13 protein-coding genes, 1 tRNA gene and 1 other RNA gene are annotated in these 15865 nt (G+C 51.6%); 13 read left to right on the top strand and 2 right to left on the bottom strand.

Annotated elements, in window-relative coordinates; genetic code table 11:
• Positions 1–8: 8 nt before the first annotated feature.
• Together BN6471_RS10365 and BN6471_RS10360 are read right to left on the bottom strand one after the other, a co-directional pair.
• Positions 9–3002 carry a bifunctional diguanylate cyclase/phosphodiesterase gene (locus BN6471_RS10365; RefSeq protein WP_066648637.1) on the bottom strand — a complete coding sequence of 998 codons (2994 nt, stop codon included), beginning with the start codon at positions 3000–3002 and terminating at the stop codon, positions 9–11.
• A 33-nt stretch (positions 3003–3035) separates the two neighbouring features.
• Positions 3036–4499 carry an extracellular solute-binding protein gene (locus BN6471_RS10360; protein WP_242861859.1) on the bottom strand — a complete coding sequence of 488 codons (1464 nt, stop codon included), beginning with the start codon at positions 4497–4499 and terminating at the stop codon, positions 3036–3038.
• Positions 4500–4659: 160 nt separating this feature from the next.
• On the opposite strand from BN6471_RS10360, the gene ssrS reads away from it, so the two are divergent.
• The 13 genes from ssrS (at position 4660) to BN6471_RS10295 (ending at position 15865) form a co-directional block, all read left to right on the top strand.
• Positions 4660–4840: non-coding RNA, 6S RNA (ssrS, locus tag BN6471_RS10355), on the top strand.
• Positions 4841–4849: 9 nt separating this feature from the next.
• Positions 4850–4923, top strand: a tRNA-Gln gene (locus BN6471_RS10350).
• 95 nt (positions 4924–5018) lie between these two features.
• On the top strand, positions 5019–5678 hold the full coding sequence (locus BN6471_RS10345; RefSeq protein WP_066648626.1) for an HAD family hydrolase: 660 nt from the start codon (positions 5019–5021) through the stop codon (positions 5676–5678).
• 14 nt (positions 5679–5692) lie between these two features.
• Entirely contained in the window at positions 5693–6604 is a 912-nt protein-coding gene (locus BN6471_RS10340) for an NAD-dependent epimerase/dehydratase family protein (protein WP_066648624.1), read from the top strand.
• Positions 6605–6690: 86 nt separating this feature from the next.
• Positions 6691–8355 carry an AMP-binding protein gene (locus BN6471_RS10335; RefSeq protein WP_066648621.1) on the top strand — a complete coding sequence of 555 codons (1665 nt, stop codon included), beginning with the start codon at positions 6691–6693 and terminating at the stop codon, positions 8353–8355.
• A gap of 15 nt (positions 8356–8370) precedes the next feature.
• The gene (lgt, locus tag BN6471_RS10330) at positions 8371–9219 is read left to right on the top strand and encodes a prolipoprotein diacylglyceryl transferase (protein WP_066648618.1); all 849 of its coding nucleotides are present in this window, start codon (positions 8371–8373) and stop codon (positions 9217–9219) included.
• Positions 9220–9278: 59 nt separating this feature from the next.
• Entirely contained in the window at positions 9279–10703 is a 1425-nt protein-coding gene (locus BN6471_RS10325; RefSeq protein ID WP_066648616.1) for a nicotinate phosphoribosyltransferase, read from the top strand.
• Between the two features lie 366 nt (positions 10704–11069).
• Positions 11070–12404, top strand: coding sequence for an NADP-specific glutamate dehydrogenase (gene gdhA, locus BN6471_RS10320; protein ID WP_066648614.1), 1335 nt, complete (start codon positions 11070–11072; stop codon positions 12402–12404).
• Positions 12405–12556: 152 nt separating this feature from the next.
• Positions 12557–12871, top strand: coding sequence for an STAS domain-containing protein (locus tag BN6471_RS10315; protein WP_066648612.1), 315 nt, complete (start codon positions 12557–12559; stop codon positions 12869–12871).
• A gap of 2 nt (positions 12872–12873) precedes the next feature.
• Entirely contained in the window at positions 12874–13260 is a 387-nt protein-coding gene (locus BN6471_RS10310; RefSeq protein ID WP_066648610.1) for an ATP-binding protein, read from the top strand.
• Positions 13261–13264: 4 nt separating this feature from the next.
• A complete protein-coding gene (locus BN6471_RS10305; RefSeq protein WP_162270204.1) occupies positions 13265–14032 on the top strand; it encodes a sigma-70 family RNA polymerase sigma factor in 768 nt (255 codons plus the stop codon).
• A gap of 143 nt (positions 14033–14175) precedes the next feature.
• Positions 14176–14550, top strand: coding sequence for an ATP-binding protein (locus tag BN6471_RS10300; protein WP_162270203.1), 375 nt, complete (start codon positions 14176–14178; stop codon positions 14548–14550).
• 109 nt (positions 14551–14659) lie between these two features.
• Entirely contained in the window at positions 14660–15865 is a 1206-nt protein-coding gene (locus BN6471_RS10295) for a biotin/lipoyl attachment domain-containing protein (RefSeq protein ID WP_066648604.1), read from the top strand.

The raw sequence follows: 15865 nt of genomic DNA, 5'->3' as shown, positions 1-15865 counted from the left end.
TTTACCGCTTATGGCACAGGATCGCCAGGATGCTCTTCAGAGAAATATTTTCGGATAGCTTCGGCCCGCGGACTGTCCGCAGCAGGCACAAGCTCAGGCGTGCCGAGATAAAAGCCCTGCATGAAGTCAATCCCATAGGTGATCAGCTTCCGCATTTCCGCGGCTGTTTCAACGCCTTCGGCAATGGTGAGGATATTCCTGTTGTGCAGGTAGGCAAGCAGGTTTTCCAATAGCATCTGGCGGTTCTGGTCGGTATCGATGTTGCGTATGATCGACATATCGATCTTGACGTAATCCGGATGGATGGACAGCAAGGCGGAATCGTTACTGTAGCCTGCGCCGTAATCGTCGATCGCGACCTGCGCATTCCACTTTTTGACATAACGCAGCTTTTGCGCGGTAAAGGATTCATTCAGGTGTTCGCTTTCCATCAGCTCAAAAACGATACGGTCGAGCAAACCGCTGAATTCTTCACGGAAAGCGAGCAGGTCTTCTTCATCCAAAATCTGGCTGGGAAGGGTATTGATAAAAATCTTACGTTTGGCCGCGATATCGGGATATTTCGCAAAGGAACGCATCGAACTGAACAACGTCAGCTTTTCCACGCGGTGCAGCTGCACCTGGGAATGTGCGATGCGCAGGAGGTCGGCAGGCGTGACCAGCATCTGCGAAGTAGGGCGCATCAGCGCTTCGTAAGCAAAAATTTCGCCGTTCCTCGCATTGACGATGGGCTGGAACGCGTAATCGACGGATTCCTGCTCGAGGATCAGGTTCAGCTCCTCGTTGCCGTGCAGAAGAAAGGCGTCGCGGTTGTAAAGCGCCCGGTCAAATTCCGCCACGCGGCCTTTTCCTGTGTTTTTGACTGTATACATCGCAAAATCGGCATACTTGATCAAGTCGAAATAGTTGGCGGCATCGTCAGGGTACCATGCTACGCCCACGGAGGCGTGGATACGCGATTCCGCGGATCCCGGGAGACTGATCAGCGTGGTGTCCATATTCGTTTTGACGGTATTGATGATCCGGCGTATTTCGTCTTTGCTATCGTATCCGTAAAGGAAAATATAAAACTCATCCCCGGACATACGCGAAACGATGGCGTTGTTATGCATCATGAACTGTTTCAGTACGTCCGCCGTCTTGCGGATATAGGTGTCGCCGTAATCGTGCCCGTAGGTATCGTTGACATACTTAAGGTTGTCGAGATCCCAAAGCATGAAAGCCGCGGTCTTGATGTCGGTAGCATGCCGGAACAGGTCTTGCATATAGGCGTGGAAGGCGCGGCGGTTCAACAGGTTGGTCAGCAGGTCGTAATCCCGTTCATATTCGATCTTGCGCTTTTCGAGCGTTTCCTGCGTGATATCGGAAAGCACGCCGAGGGAGGCGCTTCCTTTATTGATCACCTTCAAGCGGAGCCAGCGCACATCGCCCGACCCCAAGACGATCTTATAAATGTAGGTATTGGGTTCTGCATTGCGCTCACGGTGGATCGCGAAGGTATCCATTTGCTTCCTGAACTCCGAAGCCGGCATATAATACGAATTCAGGTCGGATTCTGGAAGGCCGAACAGGGAGAAGAAACGCCCGGTGATCAGTACCTGGTTCGTCGCGGGGAAAAACTCAAAGGCGCCGATGGGAATATTGGCAGCCTGTATGATCTGCGATAATTTGGAAGCGGCCTCCGAAACGTCGTGGTTCAAAGTCTCCACGGCATCCGCAAGGCTGTCGATTTCCGTGATATGCGTTTTGGGAAATACCACGGGCAGCTGTGCGCTGGAATTGCGCATGATACCCACCAAAGACGAGATGGGGCGTGTCAGCTTGCGCCCGACGACGTTGATGCAGATCAGCCCGAACACGATGGCGGCGCCAAGCGAAATAAGCACCATCACAATCACCTGGAAGGAAGAATCAAGCAGGTAACGTCCCTCGATGAAGCCGGACAGTACCCACTGGTCCTGCTCGAAAGGGGTATTGGTATTGTAAAGGCGCAAAGGCTGCACGTTGGCGTAAACAGCGCTGGTGACGCGTTCGTTTTCCGCCAGCTCATATATCCCGTCGTAATCGCTTTTATCCACCAGCGTCGTTGTGGGGTCGCTGCCGATGAACTGTTTTGCCATGGGGCCGCTCGTGAGAACATTGGCCAATGTTCCGGAACCGGCAGTACCGATGCCCAGGAGGTAGGAACCTTTACCGTTCATGTTGATCTCCTCGTAGGGCAGCAGGGAAGCGATATAATCCGTTGAAATGCTTGTGCCGAGTACGCCGATCACCGTACCGTCCTTCGTACGGAGCGGCCGTGTATAAGAGATCACGTTCTGCGATGAATCTGGGGAAACCCGGTAGGGCAAGCTCCAGTACCCAAGGTCTTTGACGTCCACGTCAGGGTAATACATTCCAGCGTCGAATGCTTTGTAGTAGTAGGCGCTTTTCGGATCGCCCGGATCCAATGTAAAATCAGGGCTCCAGGTACTGTTGAGGGGGAAGCCCAGTTGCTTGGTGACGGAGGAAGGCGCATACTCAATGAGCAAATCCGAATTGTCTGCGGAATTGGTGGCAGGATCCATATCTATAAAATAGATGCCGGATTTTGTCGCGGAGCCGTCCTGCCCATTGAGGATCAAAAAGGTTCCGCTGACGCCACATTCCCGCAGCATGGAAACAAGGTCGTCCGTGACCGCGCCCAAAACCTGCGTTTCGTCCGCGCGCGTAAGCTGCGCGGGCGAAATACCTTTCTCCGTAAGGAGCGTATCGATTTTATCAGTAATGGTGTCCGCGAAATAATCCAGATTGGCCCAATGCTGCACCATTTCGTTTTGCAGGTAGTTTTTGCGGCTTAAGGTACGGCTTGCCAGGATATCAAAGGAATTGCTGTTTAAGTGGCGGATGGCGCCGCCGAATAAAAAGATGCACGCAAACAAGAGCGCCTGGATGACCATAATGATCAAAAGGGGAATCATGAATTTCCGGAAAATAGATTTTTCTTTGACCTTAACGGACATAGATACCTCTTGTGCCAGCGCTCTTTTGCCGGTTTATTTCTGGGTGTCGTTTAACTTTTGTTTCAGTTCATCAAGCCATGCCTTGAAATTGTCATCCGTATCGTAAACGGCGACGGCTTCCTGGCGTCCCATGCCGCCTACCATCGCGGTTTCGACCGCTTCACGGTCTGCCTTCGCTTTGTCTATGAGGGCGTATTCCAAGGCGTTACGTGCCGCAAGACCGTTTTCAAAGGCCGTGCTCGTATAAAGCTGGTCGTTGTTTACTTCTTCGATAGAAGTAAGGATGGAAGCCTCGAGCGGGGCGTTGCGCTCCTCCTCGCTGGAAGAGAACGCTTTCTTTATCAATTCCGCGTTGTTTGCTTCTTTTTTGACGGGAAGGTAACCGGAACCAACGGAAAAGTCGATGTTGCGCTGGGCATCGGTAAACCATTTCAAAAATTCGGAAGCGGCGTATTCGGTTTTTTCGTCTGATTTGGTGACGACCATGCCCGCGCCCTGCTGGATGCTGTAGCGGTCGGCCCCTTCAAAACAAGGGTTCTGCAGAACCGTACATTCGATCGGATAGCTTTCATCATCATTGATGGTGACCTCGGTCGGGAAATAGGCCGACCCGCTGGTGGAGCATATCAATGCGATCAAATCACCGGTTTTGGCGTCGTCCGAACGGAATTTTCCGTATGCGCCGAAATAGCCGTTGATGTAGGGAACATAATAGTTGTCCCAGATCTTGCGCAGTGCCGTTTCGTCCAAATTGAAGGTGGCGTTGCCGTCGTCGCCCACGTCAAAGACGGAGACGCCCTGCTGTTTCATCCCGCTGATGATATAGTTTGCGACAGCATCCCTGCCGAAAAACGCCTTGCCGTCGTCCGGCGTATCGGTTAAGCTGTCCGTCCATTCGTAATACTTTTCGGCTGTTGCTGTTACGCCTTCGATGGTAGAAAGGTCGTCTTGCGTAGCGCCGGTCGCCTGGGCAAATTTATCCCAGTCGGTCTGGTTGACCATCATCACTTCCGTAGATTTTGCGATAGGGAAGATTTTTAAGGATTTTTCCTTGTCGAACCGCCCTTCTTCTATATAAGAAGGGAAGTATGCATCAAGTTCTTCCTTGGTGAAGTAAGGGTCGAGATCGGCAACCAGCCCGAGCTGGTCGACCGCGTATGCGGTATCGGAATAGGCCGCGAAAATATCAGGGATCTCGTCGGCGCCTACTTTCTTATTGGAAGCGTCCACCACCTTGTTGAGCAGTTCGTCGATGCTGCCTTGGCTGAATGCCTCGACGATGATTCCCTTTTCAAGGCCGGCTGTTTCGTTGAATTCGGCGACAAGGTTATCAAAAGCGATTTTCTGCGGGCCATTATAGTAGTGCCATAATTCCAAAGTGACAGGATTGTCAGGATCGAGCTTCGAGGCAGTGCCGGCCGCCGAGCAGCCCGCCGCCAGAAATACAACCGCCAGTAAAGCGGCAATCAGCTTTAAGAAAGGTTTAAGCTTATTCAATTTGATTTCCCCCAAAATTTTGTTCCTTTTATAATAGCATACCTGATAGGAAAAGTACATATTTATAGAACGTCTTCAAGAAAGAAAAAAGAAGTGAGAAAGTTTGCAAATGAGGGTTTACAACGAAGGGGGGCTATGATATTATAATACACGGAAAAAAGATTTCCTGAAGTGTGCGTAATGCTTTGTATTTTAAACCCACATTCTAAATCCGGGAATCCAGCGTCTTTTCAGCGGTGAGCACGTCTGCTGCGCGCAGGAAGCCTAAAGCTGGGAGCAGGATACCCACCTGCCGAGAGGCGGGTGTTAGGATTCAAAGCGTACGGCACTTTGGGTCATATTTTATAGATAGCCGAATGGTGTAACGGTAACACTAACGACTCTGACTCGTTCATTTAAGGTTCGAATCCTTATTCGGCTGCCACAAGCCCTTGCCTTTATGGCATGGGCTTTTTTTATTTGCAAAAATGCGGCGGATTCACTATACTGGATAAGGGAAATTTACGACAGGAGAAAGAAATGGGCAACAATTTTTTAGAAGGTTACGATGCGGTTATTTTTGATTTGGACGGTGTGATCATCAACAGCGAGCCGATCCATATGGACATCCTGAACGATATGGTAAGGCCGTATGGCGGCGAGCTTGAGACCTGGGACTACAATGAGAATTTTGTAGGAAAATGCGAACAGGACTGCTGGGGAGAGATCAAACGCCGGTACCAGATACCGTATTCGGTAGAAGAACTGATCGAGCGTTATGTGGACGGGATATCCCGCTATTTTGAAACGACGCAAAACCCGCCGGTGCTGCCGGGGGTAAGGGAACTGGTTGGCATGATCAGTGCAAAAAAAAGGAAGCTGGCGGTCGCTTCTTCCTCGTCAAAAAAGAATATCATGCTGTCTTTGAAAAGCGCAGGCATCCGGGACTACTTCGATGCGCTCGCGAGCGCGGAGGATGCGGGGCGGGGTAAACCGGCGCCGGACGTTTACCTGAACGCCTGCGAGGCGCTTGAGGTACAGCCGCATAAGGGCATTGCGATTGAGGATTCCGCCGCAGGCGTAAAGGCGGCGAAAGCGGCGGGGCTGTATGCGATCGGTCTTAAGAATCCGGATTCCGGCGAGCAGGACTTGTCCCTTGCGGACAGGGTGGTCGGTTCATTGGAAGAACTGCTGCAGTGAAGGAGAAAAGGCGTATGGGTGCAAGGGTATTGGTGATCGGGGGAAGCTATTTTATCGGCCGCGTGTTTTCCATCCTGGCGGCGCGTGAAACGGATTTTGAATTGTGCGTATTGAATCGCGGGCGTTTTCCGCTCAAAAATGGGAAAATCAGGGAAATCCGCGCAGACCGGCACGATGCGCAGGGGATGCGCGATGCCCTTGCGGGCGAGGTGCCCTTTGATGCGGTCATTGATTTTTGCGCGTACGATCCGGGGGATGTCCGCAGTGCGGTGCAAAGCCTGCCGGTCGGGACAAAGCAATACATCTACATCAGCAGCTGCAGCGTGTTTGCGCCGTCTGCGGGCGCTCCGAAAAAGGAGGACGCGCCGCAGATCACAGAGCAGGGGCAATATCCCGGCGCGGAATATGCGTACGGCAAGATGCTGCTGGAAAAAGAATTGAAGGCAGTGTGTACAGGAAGCGGGATAGCGTACACTATCCTGCGTCCTGCTTTTGTGTACGGGCCCTTCAACTATGCGCCGCGTGAGTCGTATTATTTTGAATTGATGGAAAAGGATCGGGAGATCCCGTTCCCTGTGGATTCACACTGTGCATTTTCCTTCGTCTATGTAAAGGATATCGCGCGTATCCTGATGGGGTGCGCGGCGAACCCGGCTGTATACGGGCAAACGTATAACCTTGCCGGGCCGGAGCGTGTCTCGTATCAAAGCCTGACGGAGCTGTTGGGGGCTTTGGCAGGCCGGCCCCTCAAGAGAAGGAACGTCACGGTGGAGGAAGTTTACCGCGAGAATATCCCTCTGCCGTTCCCGCTCGATGCCGACGAGCTCTACGACGGGAACAAAATCAGCGAAGCGATTGGGTTTAGATATACGCCGTTTGATACGGGGCTTGCCGAAACGTACCAGACCTTCCTTAGGTCGCGCTAAAATTTTGCGCCGCAGGTTGCGGAAACAGCACTTATTTGATAAAATATATTGGTTAAGTTTTGAATAGGTTTCAGGGAGGCGGATGTATGTCTGAATTGATGAAGATAACGATTGGGGATTTGCTCACAAAACAGGCGGAGCGCTATCCGGATCATGAAGCGGTGGTGGCGCCATATTTGGGAATCCGCTATACCTATAAGGAGTTCGACGAGCTGACCGACAGGGTCGCGCGCGGCTTTATGGGCATGGGGATCGAAAAAGACGATAAGGTCTCGATCTGGGCGAGCAATTACCCGGAATGGATCATTACACAGTTTGCGACCGCCAAGATGGGGGCGGTCATGGTCACGGTCAATACGAATTACAAGCAGTTTGAGCTTGAGTACCTCTTAAAGCAGAGCGATACTAAGGCGCTCATTATGATGCAGGGGGTAAGGGACAACAATTATGTCGACCATATTTACGGCCTGTGCCCGGAACTTAAGGAATGTAAGCCGGGCGAGCTTAAGTCGGAAAGGCTGCCTTGTTTGAAAAATGTGATCTTTCTCGACAAAGAGGACAAGCCGGGCATGTTCGCCTGGGGCGATCTGTTTGAATTCGCAGAGAAGGTGAGCCCGGAAGAGCTTGCGCAGCGCAAAAGCGAACTGGACATCCACGACGTGATTAACATGCAGTATACGTCGGGTACGACAGGGTTTCCCAAGGGCGTCATGCTGACGCACTACAACCTCGTCAACAACGGGATGGCGATCGGCGACTGCATGAAATTTACGCCCAACGATATCCTGTGTATCAATGTGCCGCTGTTCCATTGCTTCGGATGCGTGCTCGGCGTTATGGCCTCGTATACGCATGCCGCGACGATGGTGCTGATCGACCACTTTAACCCGGTCAAGGTCATGAACGCGATCCAGACGGAAAAATGTACCGCGGTGCATGGCGTGCCGACGATGTTCATTTCCATGCTCGACCATCCGGATTTTGAAAAATACGACTTTTCCACGCTGCGTACGGGCATCATGGCAGGTTCGCCGTGCCCCATCGAATTTATGAAGCGCGCGATGACCGATATGAATATGAGCGAGATCACCATCACATACGGACAGACGGAGTCTTCTCCCGCCATCACGATGACGACGACGACGGATCCGATCGAAGTGCGCGTGGCGACGGTAGGGAAGAAAATACCGGGCGTAGAGGCGAAGATCGTCGACCCGGAAACGGGCGAGGACGCGCCGTTTGACGTGCAGGGAGAGATCGTGGCCCGCGGATATAATATCATGAAAGGCTATTATAAAATGCCGGAGGCGACGGCGCAGGCGATCGATAAAGACGGATGGCTGCATACGGGCGACCTCGGTACGATGGACAAGGACGGGTACTTCAAGATCACCGGGCGCCTAAAGGATATGATCATCCGCGGCGGCGAAAACATTTACCCGCGCGAAATCGAGGAATTTTTATACACAAATCCCAAGGTGCGCGACGTGCAGGTGATCGGCGTGCCGGACAAGCGCTACGGGGAAGAGGTGCTTGCCTGCGTCATTCTAAAAGACGGCGAAACGGCGACGGAAGAAGAGATGGTCGATTTCGTCAAGAACGGCCTTTCCCGTTTCAAAGCGCCGCGTTATATCCGCTTTGTGGACAGCTTCCCAATGACGGCAAGCGGCAAGATACAAAAGTATAAAATGCGCGAGTGGGCGATCGAAGAATTGGATTTGAAGGATGCGGCAAAGATCGAAACCGCATAACGTGGCATAGCAAAAATGATTGATAACATTGCAATACATAATTTGTTCGGCATAGAAGGGCTCAATATTGCCTGGTACGGCATCATCATCGCCTGCGGGATCGTTGCGGGTGTGGCGCTCGCCATATTTGAAGCAAAGCGCAGGGGCTATACCGCGGAGTTATTGATCGATTTTATGATTTTGGCGCTGCCTCTTTCCATTGTCGGCGCGCGCATCTATTATGTGGCGTTTGAATGGGAATATTTTTCCCAGCACCCGGAGCAGATCGTTGCGGTCTGGCAAGGGGGCATTGCGATCTACGGTGCGATCATCGGCGGCATCGTTGCCGCGCTGATCCTTTCTAAATGGAAAAAATTTCCGCTGGGACGCTTGCTTGATGTGTGCGCGCCCGGGCTTATTTTAGGGCAGGCCATCGGACGGTGGGGGAATTTTGTCAACCAGGAAGCGTTCGGCAATGTGGTCACCGATCCCAACCTCCAGTTTTTCCCGTACGCGGTGTATATCCAGGAGCGCTGGACGGGAACGGAAATGATCGTCAACCAATGGGTGCAGGCGACTTTCTTTTACGAGAGCATGTGGGACTTAGGCGTTCTTGCGTTATTACTCATCTATGCGCGGCGTGCAAAGCATGACGGCAATGTGTTCGCCATGTACCTGATCGGCTATGGGATCGGCCGTTTCTGGATCGAAGGCATCCGCATTTCCACGCTGCAGCTGTGGCCGGGCATGCCCGTTTCGCAGTTCTTATCCATAGTCCTGATCGCGATCGGTGCGGTCTATATCCTTGCAATGAGGAAGCGCAATAAGCCGAATGTCCTGTATGAAGGGCAGTATTGCCAGGATTTCAAGAAAAAGGAAGCATAGACAAATGTAGCCGGGCGGGATTTTCCGCCCTTAAATTTTATCTTCATGAGGTGTGTACCATGAGAAATTTGACCATGATGACGGATCTTTACCAGCTTACAATGATGTACGGTTATTTCAAGGCAGGAAAGCACAGGGATAAAGCGGTCTACGACCTGTTTTTCCGCCGCCAGGGAGACGAAACCAATTATGCGGTATGCGCGGGACTGGAACAGGTGATCGAGCTGATCAACAATATCTCCTTTGCACAAGAAGATATCTCTTACCTGCGGTCGCTAAACCTGTTCGGGGAGGATTTCCTGGAGTTTTTGAAAGATTTCCGCTTCACAGGAGAGATCATGGCGATCCCCGAAGGGACGGTCGTGTTTCCCATGGAACCGCTTCTGCGGGTATGCGCCCCCATCTGTGAGGCGCAGCTCATCGAAACGGCGCTTTTAAATATCGTCAACCACCAGACGCTGATCGCGACCAAGGCGAGCCGCGTCGTTTATGCGGCGCAGGGCGATCCCGTGCTGGAGTTCGGCCTGCGGCGGGCGCAAGGCCCGGATGCGGGGATATACGGTGCGCGTGCGGCGCTCATCGGGGGCTGCAGTTCTACCTCAAACGTCCTGACGGCGCAGATGTTCGGCGCAACGGCGGCAGGTACGCATGCGCACAGCTGGGTGATGAGCTTCCCGGACGAGCTGACAGCCTTCCGCGCCTATGCGGAAACGTTCCCGCAGAATTGCATGCTGCTGGTGGACACCTATGATACGTTGAAAAGCGGCGTACCCAATGCGATACAGGCTTTCCGCGAGCTGCAGGAAAAAGGCTATGAGCCGGTGGGGATCCGCCTGGATTCCGGCGACCTCGCATACCTTTCCAAGCAGGCGCGCAAGATGCTGGACGCGGCGGGCTTCGCACAGGCGCGCATTTTTGCTTCGGGCGACCTGGACGAATACACGATCGCCGACCTAAAGCAGCAGGGGGCGAAAATCGATGTGTGGGGCGTGGGCACCAAGATGATCACCGGGCACGACCATCCGGCGCTGGGCGGCGTGTATAAGCTGAGCGCGGCGGAAACGCCCGGCGGGGAAATGACGCCTAAGCTGAAGATCAGCGAGAACGTCTGGAAGATCACCAATCCGGGAATCAAAAAAGTCGTGCGTATCTATGGAAAATCAGACGGCATGGCGATCGCCGACCTGATCATGCTTGCGGATGAAGCGATCGACGAAAGCAAACCGCTGACTATTTTTGATCCGCTGGAAACATGGAAAAAAATGACGCTCACCGATTTTACGATCCGCGAGCTGTTTGTGCCGGTATTTGAGGACGGCAAGCAGGTCTATACCTCGCCCTCCTTAAAGGAGATACAGGAATACGCGCGCGCCGACATGGCAACCTTCTGGGACGAATTCAAGCGCATCAAGCGTCCGCACCTGTACAAGGTGGACCTTTCCGACGGGCTTTATAACCTGAAGAAAAAGCTGCTGAATAAGTGATGGCGGCGGTCGGGGCAGGACGGCGGCAAAGGATGGAATAGAAAACGTGAAAAGCCGGGCATCAGCGAATATCCGGCTTTTTTTGTCCTTGTAAAACAAAAGCAACGCCTTATAAAAAAGCGCCGCCTCTGCATAATTGGTCCCCACCAATATAACAATGTGATATTGTTATTTTAGCAAAAAATGGAAGAAAAAGCAACCAGCAGTCCAAAGCACTGAAAAAATGAAAGACAATATTTTCCAAATTGCAAAAAATACTGATTTCAGGTCGAAAAATAAGAAAAAATAGCTTGTTTTTGAATTTTAATGATGATATAATGTCATCCATAAGGTGTATTTACCAAAAAATAATTTGGAGGTCAAACTATGTCGTACGTTGAAAGAGTTTTAGACAGCGTGAAAAAGAAAGACGCGGGCCAGGCGGAGTTCATCCAGGCGGTCAGCGAAGTACTTCCGGCGCTTGAACCAGTGCTGGCAAAGCATCCTGAATATGAGAAGGCGAGCCTTTTGGAGCGTTTGGTGGAACCGGAACGCGTCATCATGTTCCGTGTGCCGTGGGTGGACGATAAGGGCAATGTGCACGTGAACCGCGGGATGCGTGTGGAATACAACAGCGCGCTCGGGCCGTATAAAGGCGGGCTGCGCCTCCATCCTTCCGTAAATCTTGGGATCATTAAATTCCTGGGCTTTGAGCAAGTACTCAAAAACAGCCTCACGGGAACACCGATCGGCGGCGGCAAAGGCGGCAGCGATTTTGACCCCAAAGGAAAGAGCGACAATGAGATCATGAGCTTCTGCCAGTCGTTCATGTCGGAGCTTTACCGCCATATCGGCGCGGATACGGACGTTCCGGCCGGGGACATCGGCGTGGGCGCACGAGAGATCGGTTTCATGTTCGGTATGTACAAAAAGCTCAAAAACCGCTACGAGGGCGTGCTCACGGGCAAAGGACTCGAATACGGCGGCAGCCTCGCTCGCAAGGAAGCGACAGGTTACGGCCTTATTTACTTTATGAAGGAAGCGATCGAAGCAAAGGGCAAATCCTTCAAGGATGCGACGGTCGTCATTTCCGGTTCAGGCAACGTTGCGATCTATGCGACGGAAAAAGCACAGCAGTATGGCGCAAAGGTCGTTGCGCTCTCCGATTCCAACGGTTATGTTTATGACCCGGACGGTATCAAGCTGGATATCGTAAAAGAGATCAAGGAAGTCAAACGCGGCAGGATCAAAGAATATGCAGATGCAGTCAAGGGCGCGACCTATACGGAAGGATGCAAAAACATCTGGACGGTAAAATGTGATATCGCCCTGCCGTGCGCAACGCAGAACGAGCTTGACGAGCAGAGCGCAAAGACGCTCGTCGAAAACGGCGTATATGCGGTGGGGGAAGGCGCGAACATGCCCACGACGATCGAGGGGACGAATGTGTTCCAGGATGCCGGCGTGCTCTTTGCGCCCGGTAAAGCGGCGAATGCCGGCGGCGTAGCGACGTCTGCGCTTGAAATGACCCAAAACAGCATGCGCCTTCCGTGGACGTTCGAGGAAGTGGACGAAAAGCTGCACCAGATCATGATCAACATTTACAAGAGCTGCTATGCCGCGGCAAAGGAATACGGTTACGAGGATAACCTCGTGGTCGGCGCAAATATCGCGGGGTTTGAGAAAGTGGCCAAGGCAATGATGGCGCAAGGCGTTGTCTGAGCGTTTTTTAAACGGGAAAACATGCAAAAAATGCGGGGAAAGATCAATTTCTCCGCATTTTTCGTTTCATGAAAAAGAGTCTTGTTTATATTTAATACTGGGAGTAATATGGAAATATCATAACAGCAATTCAGTAATGGAGGTATGAGAGGTTGGAGATTCAGGTAAGATATGATGACCAGGCAAGGGAGATCAAGGTAGGGCTTGACGGCGATCTTGATCTTAACAGCGTCAATGATTTCAAAATGCGCATGGACGAAAGCATCGAGGAGTACAAGTCGGGCGTAAGCATCGACTGTTCGGCGCTGCGGTATATCGATTCCACAGGGCTTGGCGTTTTGGTGAGTATTTTGAAGAAGGTGAAGGAATACGGCGGGACAATGAAGATATTGCAGCTTAAGCCATATTTATTCAAGATATTTGATGTAACGGGACTGACTAAAGTATTTGAGATAGAGGTGGCTTAAAGATGGCTGAGATCATTGAAATGCGGTTTCCCGCAAAACGGGAATACATCAAGGCAATCCGGCTTGCGGTTTCCGGTATTGCGTGCAATATCGAATATACCGTTGACGAAATTGAAGATTTAAAAACATGTGTTGCGGAATCGTGCATCCTGTTTTTGTGCGGACAGACCTGCGAGGGGATCGAGATCGGGATCGAGTGTACTGACAGCATCAGCATCAGGGTGAAGGGCCTCGAAATCAGTCCGGTATGTGAAGAGTGCGAGGATTGTACAGGCTTCAACGAAGAGATCAGCAGGCTGATGATCCAGTCCCTCGGTGAGGAAGCCCGGTTTGTGGAGCGGGATGGCATGCTTCATGAGATCGCCTTCAAAAAGTCTCCGGCGGTGTGAAGATTTGCAAGTAGAAACGAGGGACTGTAAAGTGACGGATTATGCGGCAATGGACAGCGATAGGCTGTTTGAATTGTATATTGAGACCCATGATGTTGACATCAGGAATATCTTGATCGAGCGTTTTTTGTATATCGCCGAGATCGCAGCAAAGAAATTTGCGGGCCGGGGCGTCGACTACGAAGACCTGTTCCAGGTGGCGAGCCTTGCGCTTGTAAAAGCGATCGAACGGTTCGAGCCGGAACGGGGGATCAAGTTTTCGAGCTATGCCACGCCTTCGCTGATCGGTGAGATCAAGAATTATTTCCGCGATTCTTCACGCGTCATGCGTTTGCCGCGGCGGGATACGGAGCAGCTCAAAAAGATCAAGCTTTATGTACAGGAATATATGGCGCAGCATGGACTGAAGCCGTCGCCTAAAAAGATCGCCGAACACCTGGATCTTTCGGTGGAGCGCGTGCTGGAAGTCTTGGAAATGCAGCAGGCAGATAATGTGCTTTCCCTGGACAGCGCGCTCGCGGACAGCGAGAATTTTTCGCTGGGGAATGTATTGGGACAGGATGACGCAAGCTTTGAACATATCGAAAACCACGATTTTATCAATTATTGTATGAGCCTCTTAAATGATACGGAGAAAAAGATCATTGAACAGAGGTATCTAGGCAACAAGACCCAAAAGCAGGTGGCGGATATGTTGAATGATTCACAGATGCAGGTCTCGCGTATGGAGCGTAAGATTCTGGGTAAGCTGGCTGCGGTATATAAGAAATAGCGTATATTAAGAAAACTTAATGTACGGATACGTTTTGGGATACAGCCGGTGGTTACATATAATGTAAGGACATACAGGATATAGTAGTGTCCGGCGGTTTGGTATATGGTCAGAGGGAAGCAAAAGTGCGGATAAAAAAATTATTGAGCAGTTTTACAGAGCTCAACGACACAATAGAATGTATTATAAACGGCGTAGAGCAGGAAGTACAGCTTGACGACGAGCAGGAATACCGGATCAGGCTCGTATTGAATGAGCTGGTCATGAATATTTTCAAATATTCCGACGCGGATAGTGTCAACGTATACGCGGACTATTGTGATATGCAGCTTAAGATCCGGCTGGAAGACAATGGCAGCGGGTTTGAAAGCAAAAAAGTCATGGAACGCAACGTGAAAAACGAGAACCTCCTGATGTGTGAAAGCGGCAGGGGTGTTTTTTTAGTAAAGGTGATGGCGGACAGCCTGAGCTACAGCGAGATCGGCAATGCAGTGGCGGTCACCTTAAAGCTGGGCTGAGTGTGATCTGGAACTTGTATACAATAAGATAAATGTGGTATAATTGCAGGAAAGTGTCAACAAGATGTAGAATATATCGTTTGACAGTACGGCTAGGGAAAGGTTGCTTATGGCGGTAAAAAGAAGACCTCCTGCAAGGCGCGCAAGGCGAATCAATCCAAAATTCTACGTGTTTCTGGGCATCGTCGCAGCTGCGGTGATCGCTGTTGTTTTTTTTATCACCAATACGAATACGGCGCTGGTGGAACAAGGGGAGATCATGTTTGAAAGGGCGCTTCCTGTCGTTGTGGTGCGTGATGAGCAGGTCGTTTCCGCGCAGAATTACGGAAAGCCCAATTACCTGGTGCAGGAAGGCGAGCGCGTGGAAGCGGATGCCGATGTGGCCGAGGTCTATAAGGGCGGCTATAACGACAAGGTGATCACCGAACTTTTGGAGATACAGGCAAAGATCGAGGAATACCAGGAGAACCTGATCAGCACTGACGAGCAGCTGCTTTCGTATAACAGCCAGATCGCACAAAAGGCTGCTGATATGCGACAGATCGTGAACGGTGAGATGGAAGGCGATGTGGTAACGGCGGAAGGCGAATTGAAATCGCTGATGGCGCAAAAGCAGCAGTACCTGCGCGATACGGTGACGGCCGATGCGACGCTCAATGATTTTTACAGCAAGGAAACGGAGCTGCAGGGACGCGTCAACGAATGGAAGGAAGCAGTCAAAGCACCGGAGGCCGGAGTGGTCAGCTTTTATTTTGACGGTGCGGAAACATTGCTCAATGCGGATAATATCTCAACGATCACATCCGCGGATGTCGATGAGATATTGAACGGCGGGGCGGATGAAGGCCGGAATACGTCAACGGACGACGCGGCGGAAAAACCGCTGTTCCGCCTGGTCAACAACTACCAGTGGTTTTTGGTGACGCAGTCGGATACCGAGATACCGGAATTTGCGCAGGGCAATGTATTCTCGATCGCCTTTGACGATTACCTCGACAAGCCCTATTCGGGCACGGTCGTGGGCACGGTCAAGGAAGAGGACGGTTACATTTATGCCCTGGAGATCACGGACGATATTGGCCAGCTGCTGAACGCGCGCAGGACGGACGCCAAGGCGTTTGCCAAATTTGAAGGTATGAAGGTGCCTGAAAAGGCCATACAGGAACAGGACGGGGTAACAGGGGTCACGGTCGTTGCGGGCAATGACAAGACCTTCGTCCCTGTAAACGTGAGAATTATCAAGGATGGAAGTGCGATTATAGAACCGGCAGAGGCAAACAGCATCCTGACCGTCAACCAGCACGTAGAGGTGTAG

Source organism: Christensenella timonensis (assembly GCF_900087015.1).
GTDB classification, from domain to species: domain Bacteria; phylum Bacillota; class Clostridia; order Christensenellales; family Christensenellaceae; genus Christensenella; species Christensenella timonensis.
The sequence above is the reverse complement of the archived record's forward strand: the minus strand, read 5'-3'. Positions and strand labels throughout refer to the sequence as shown.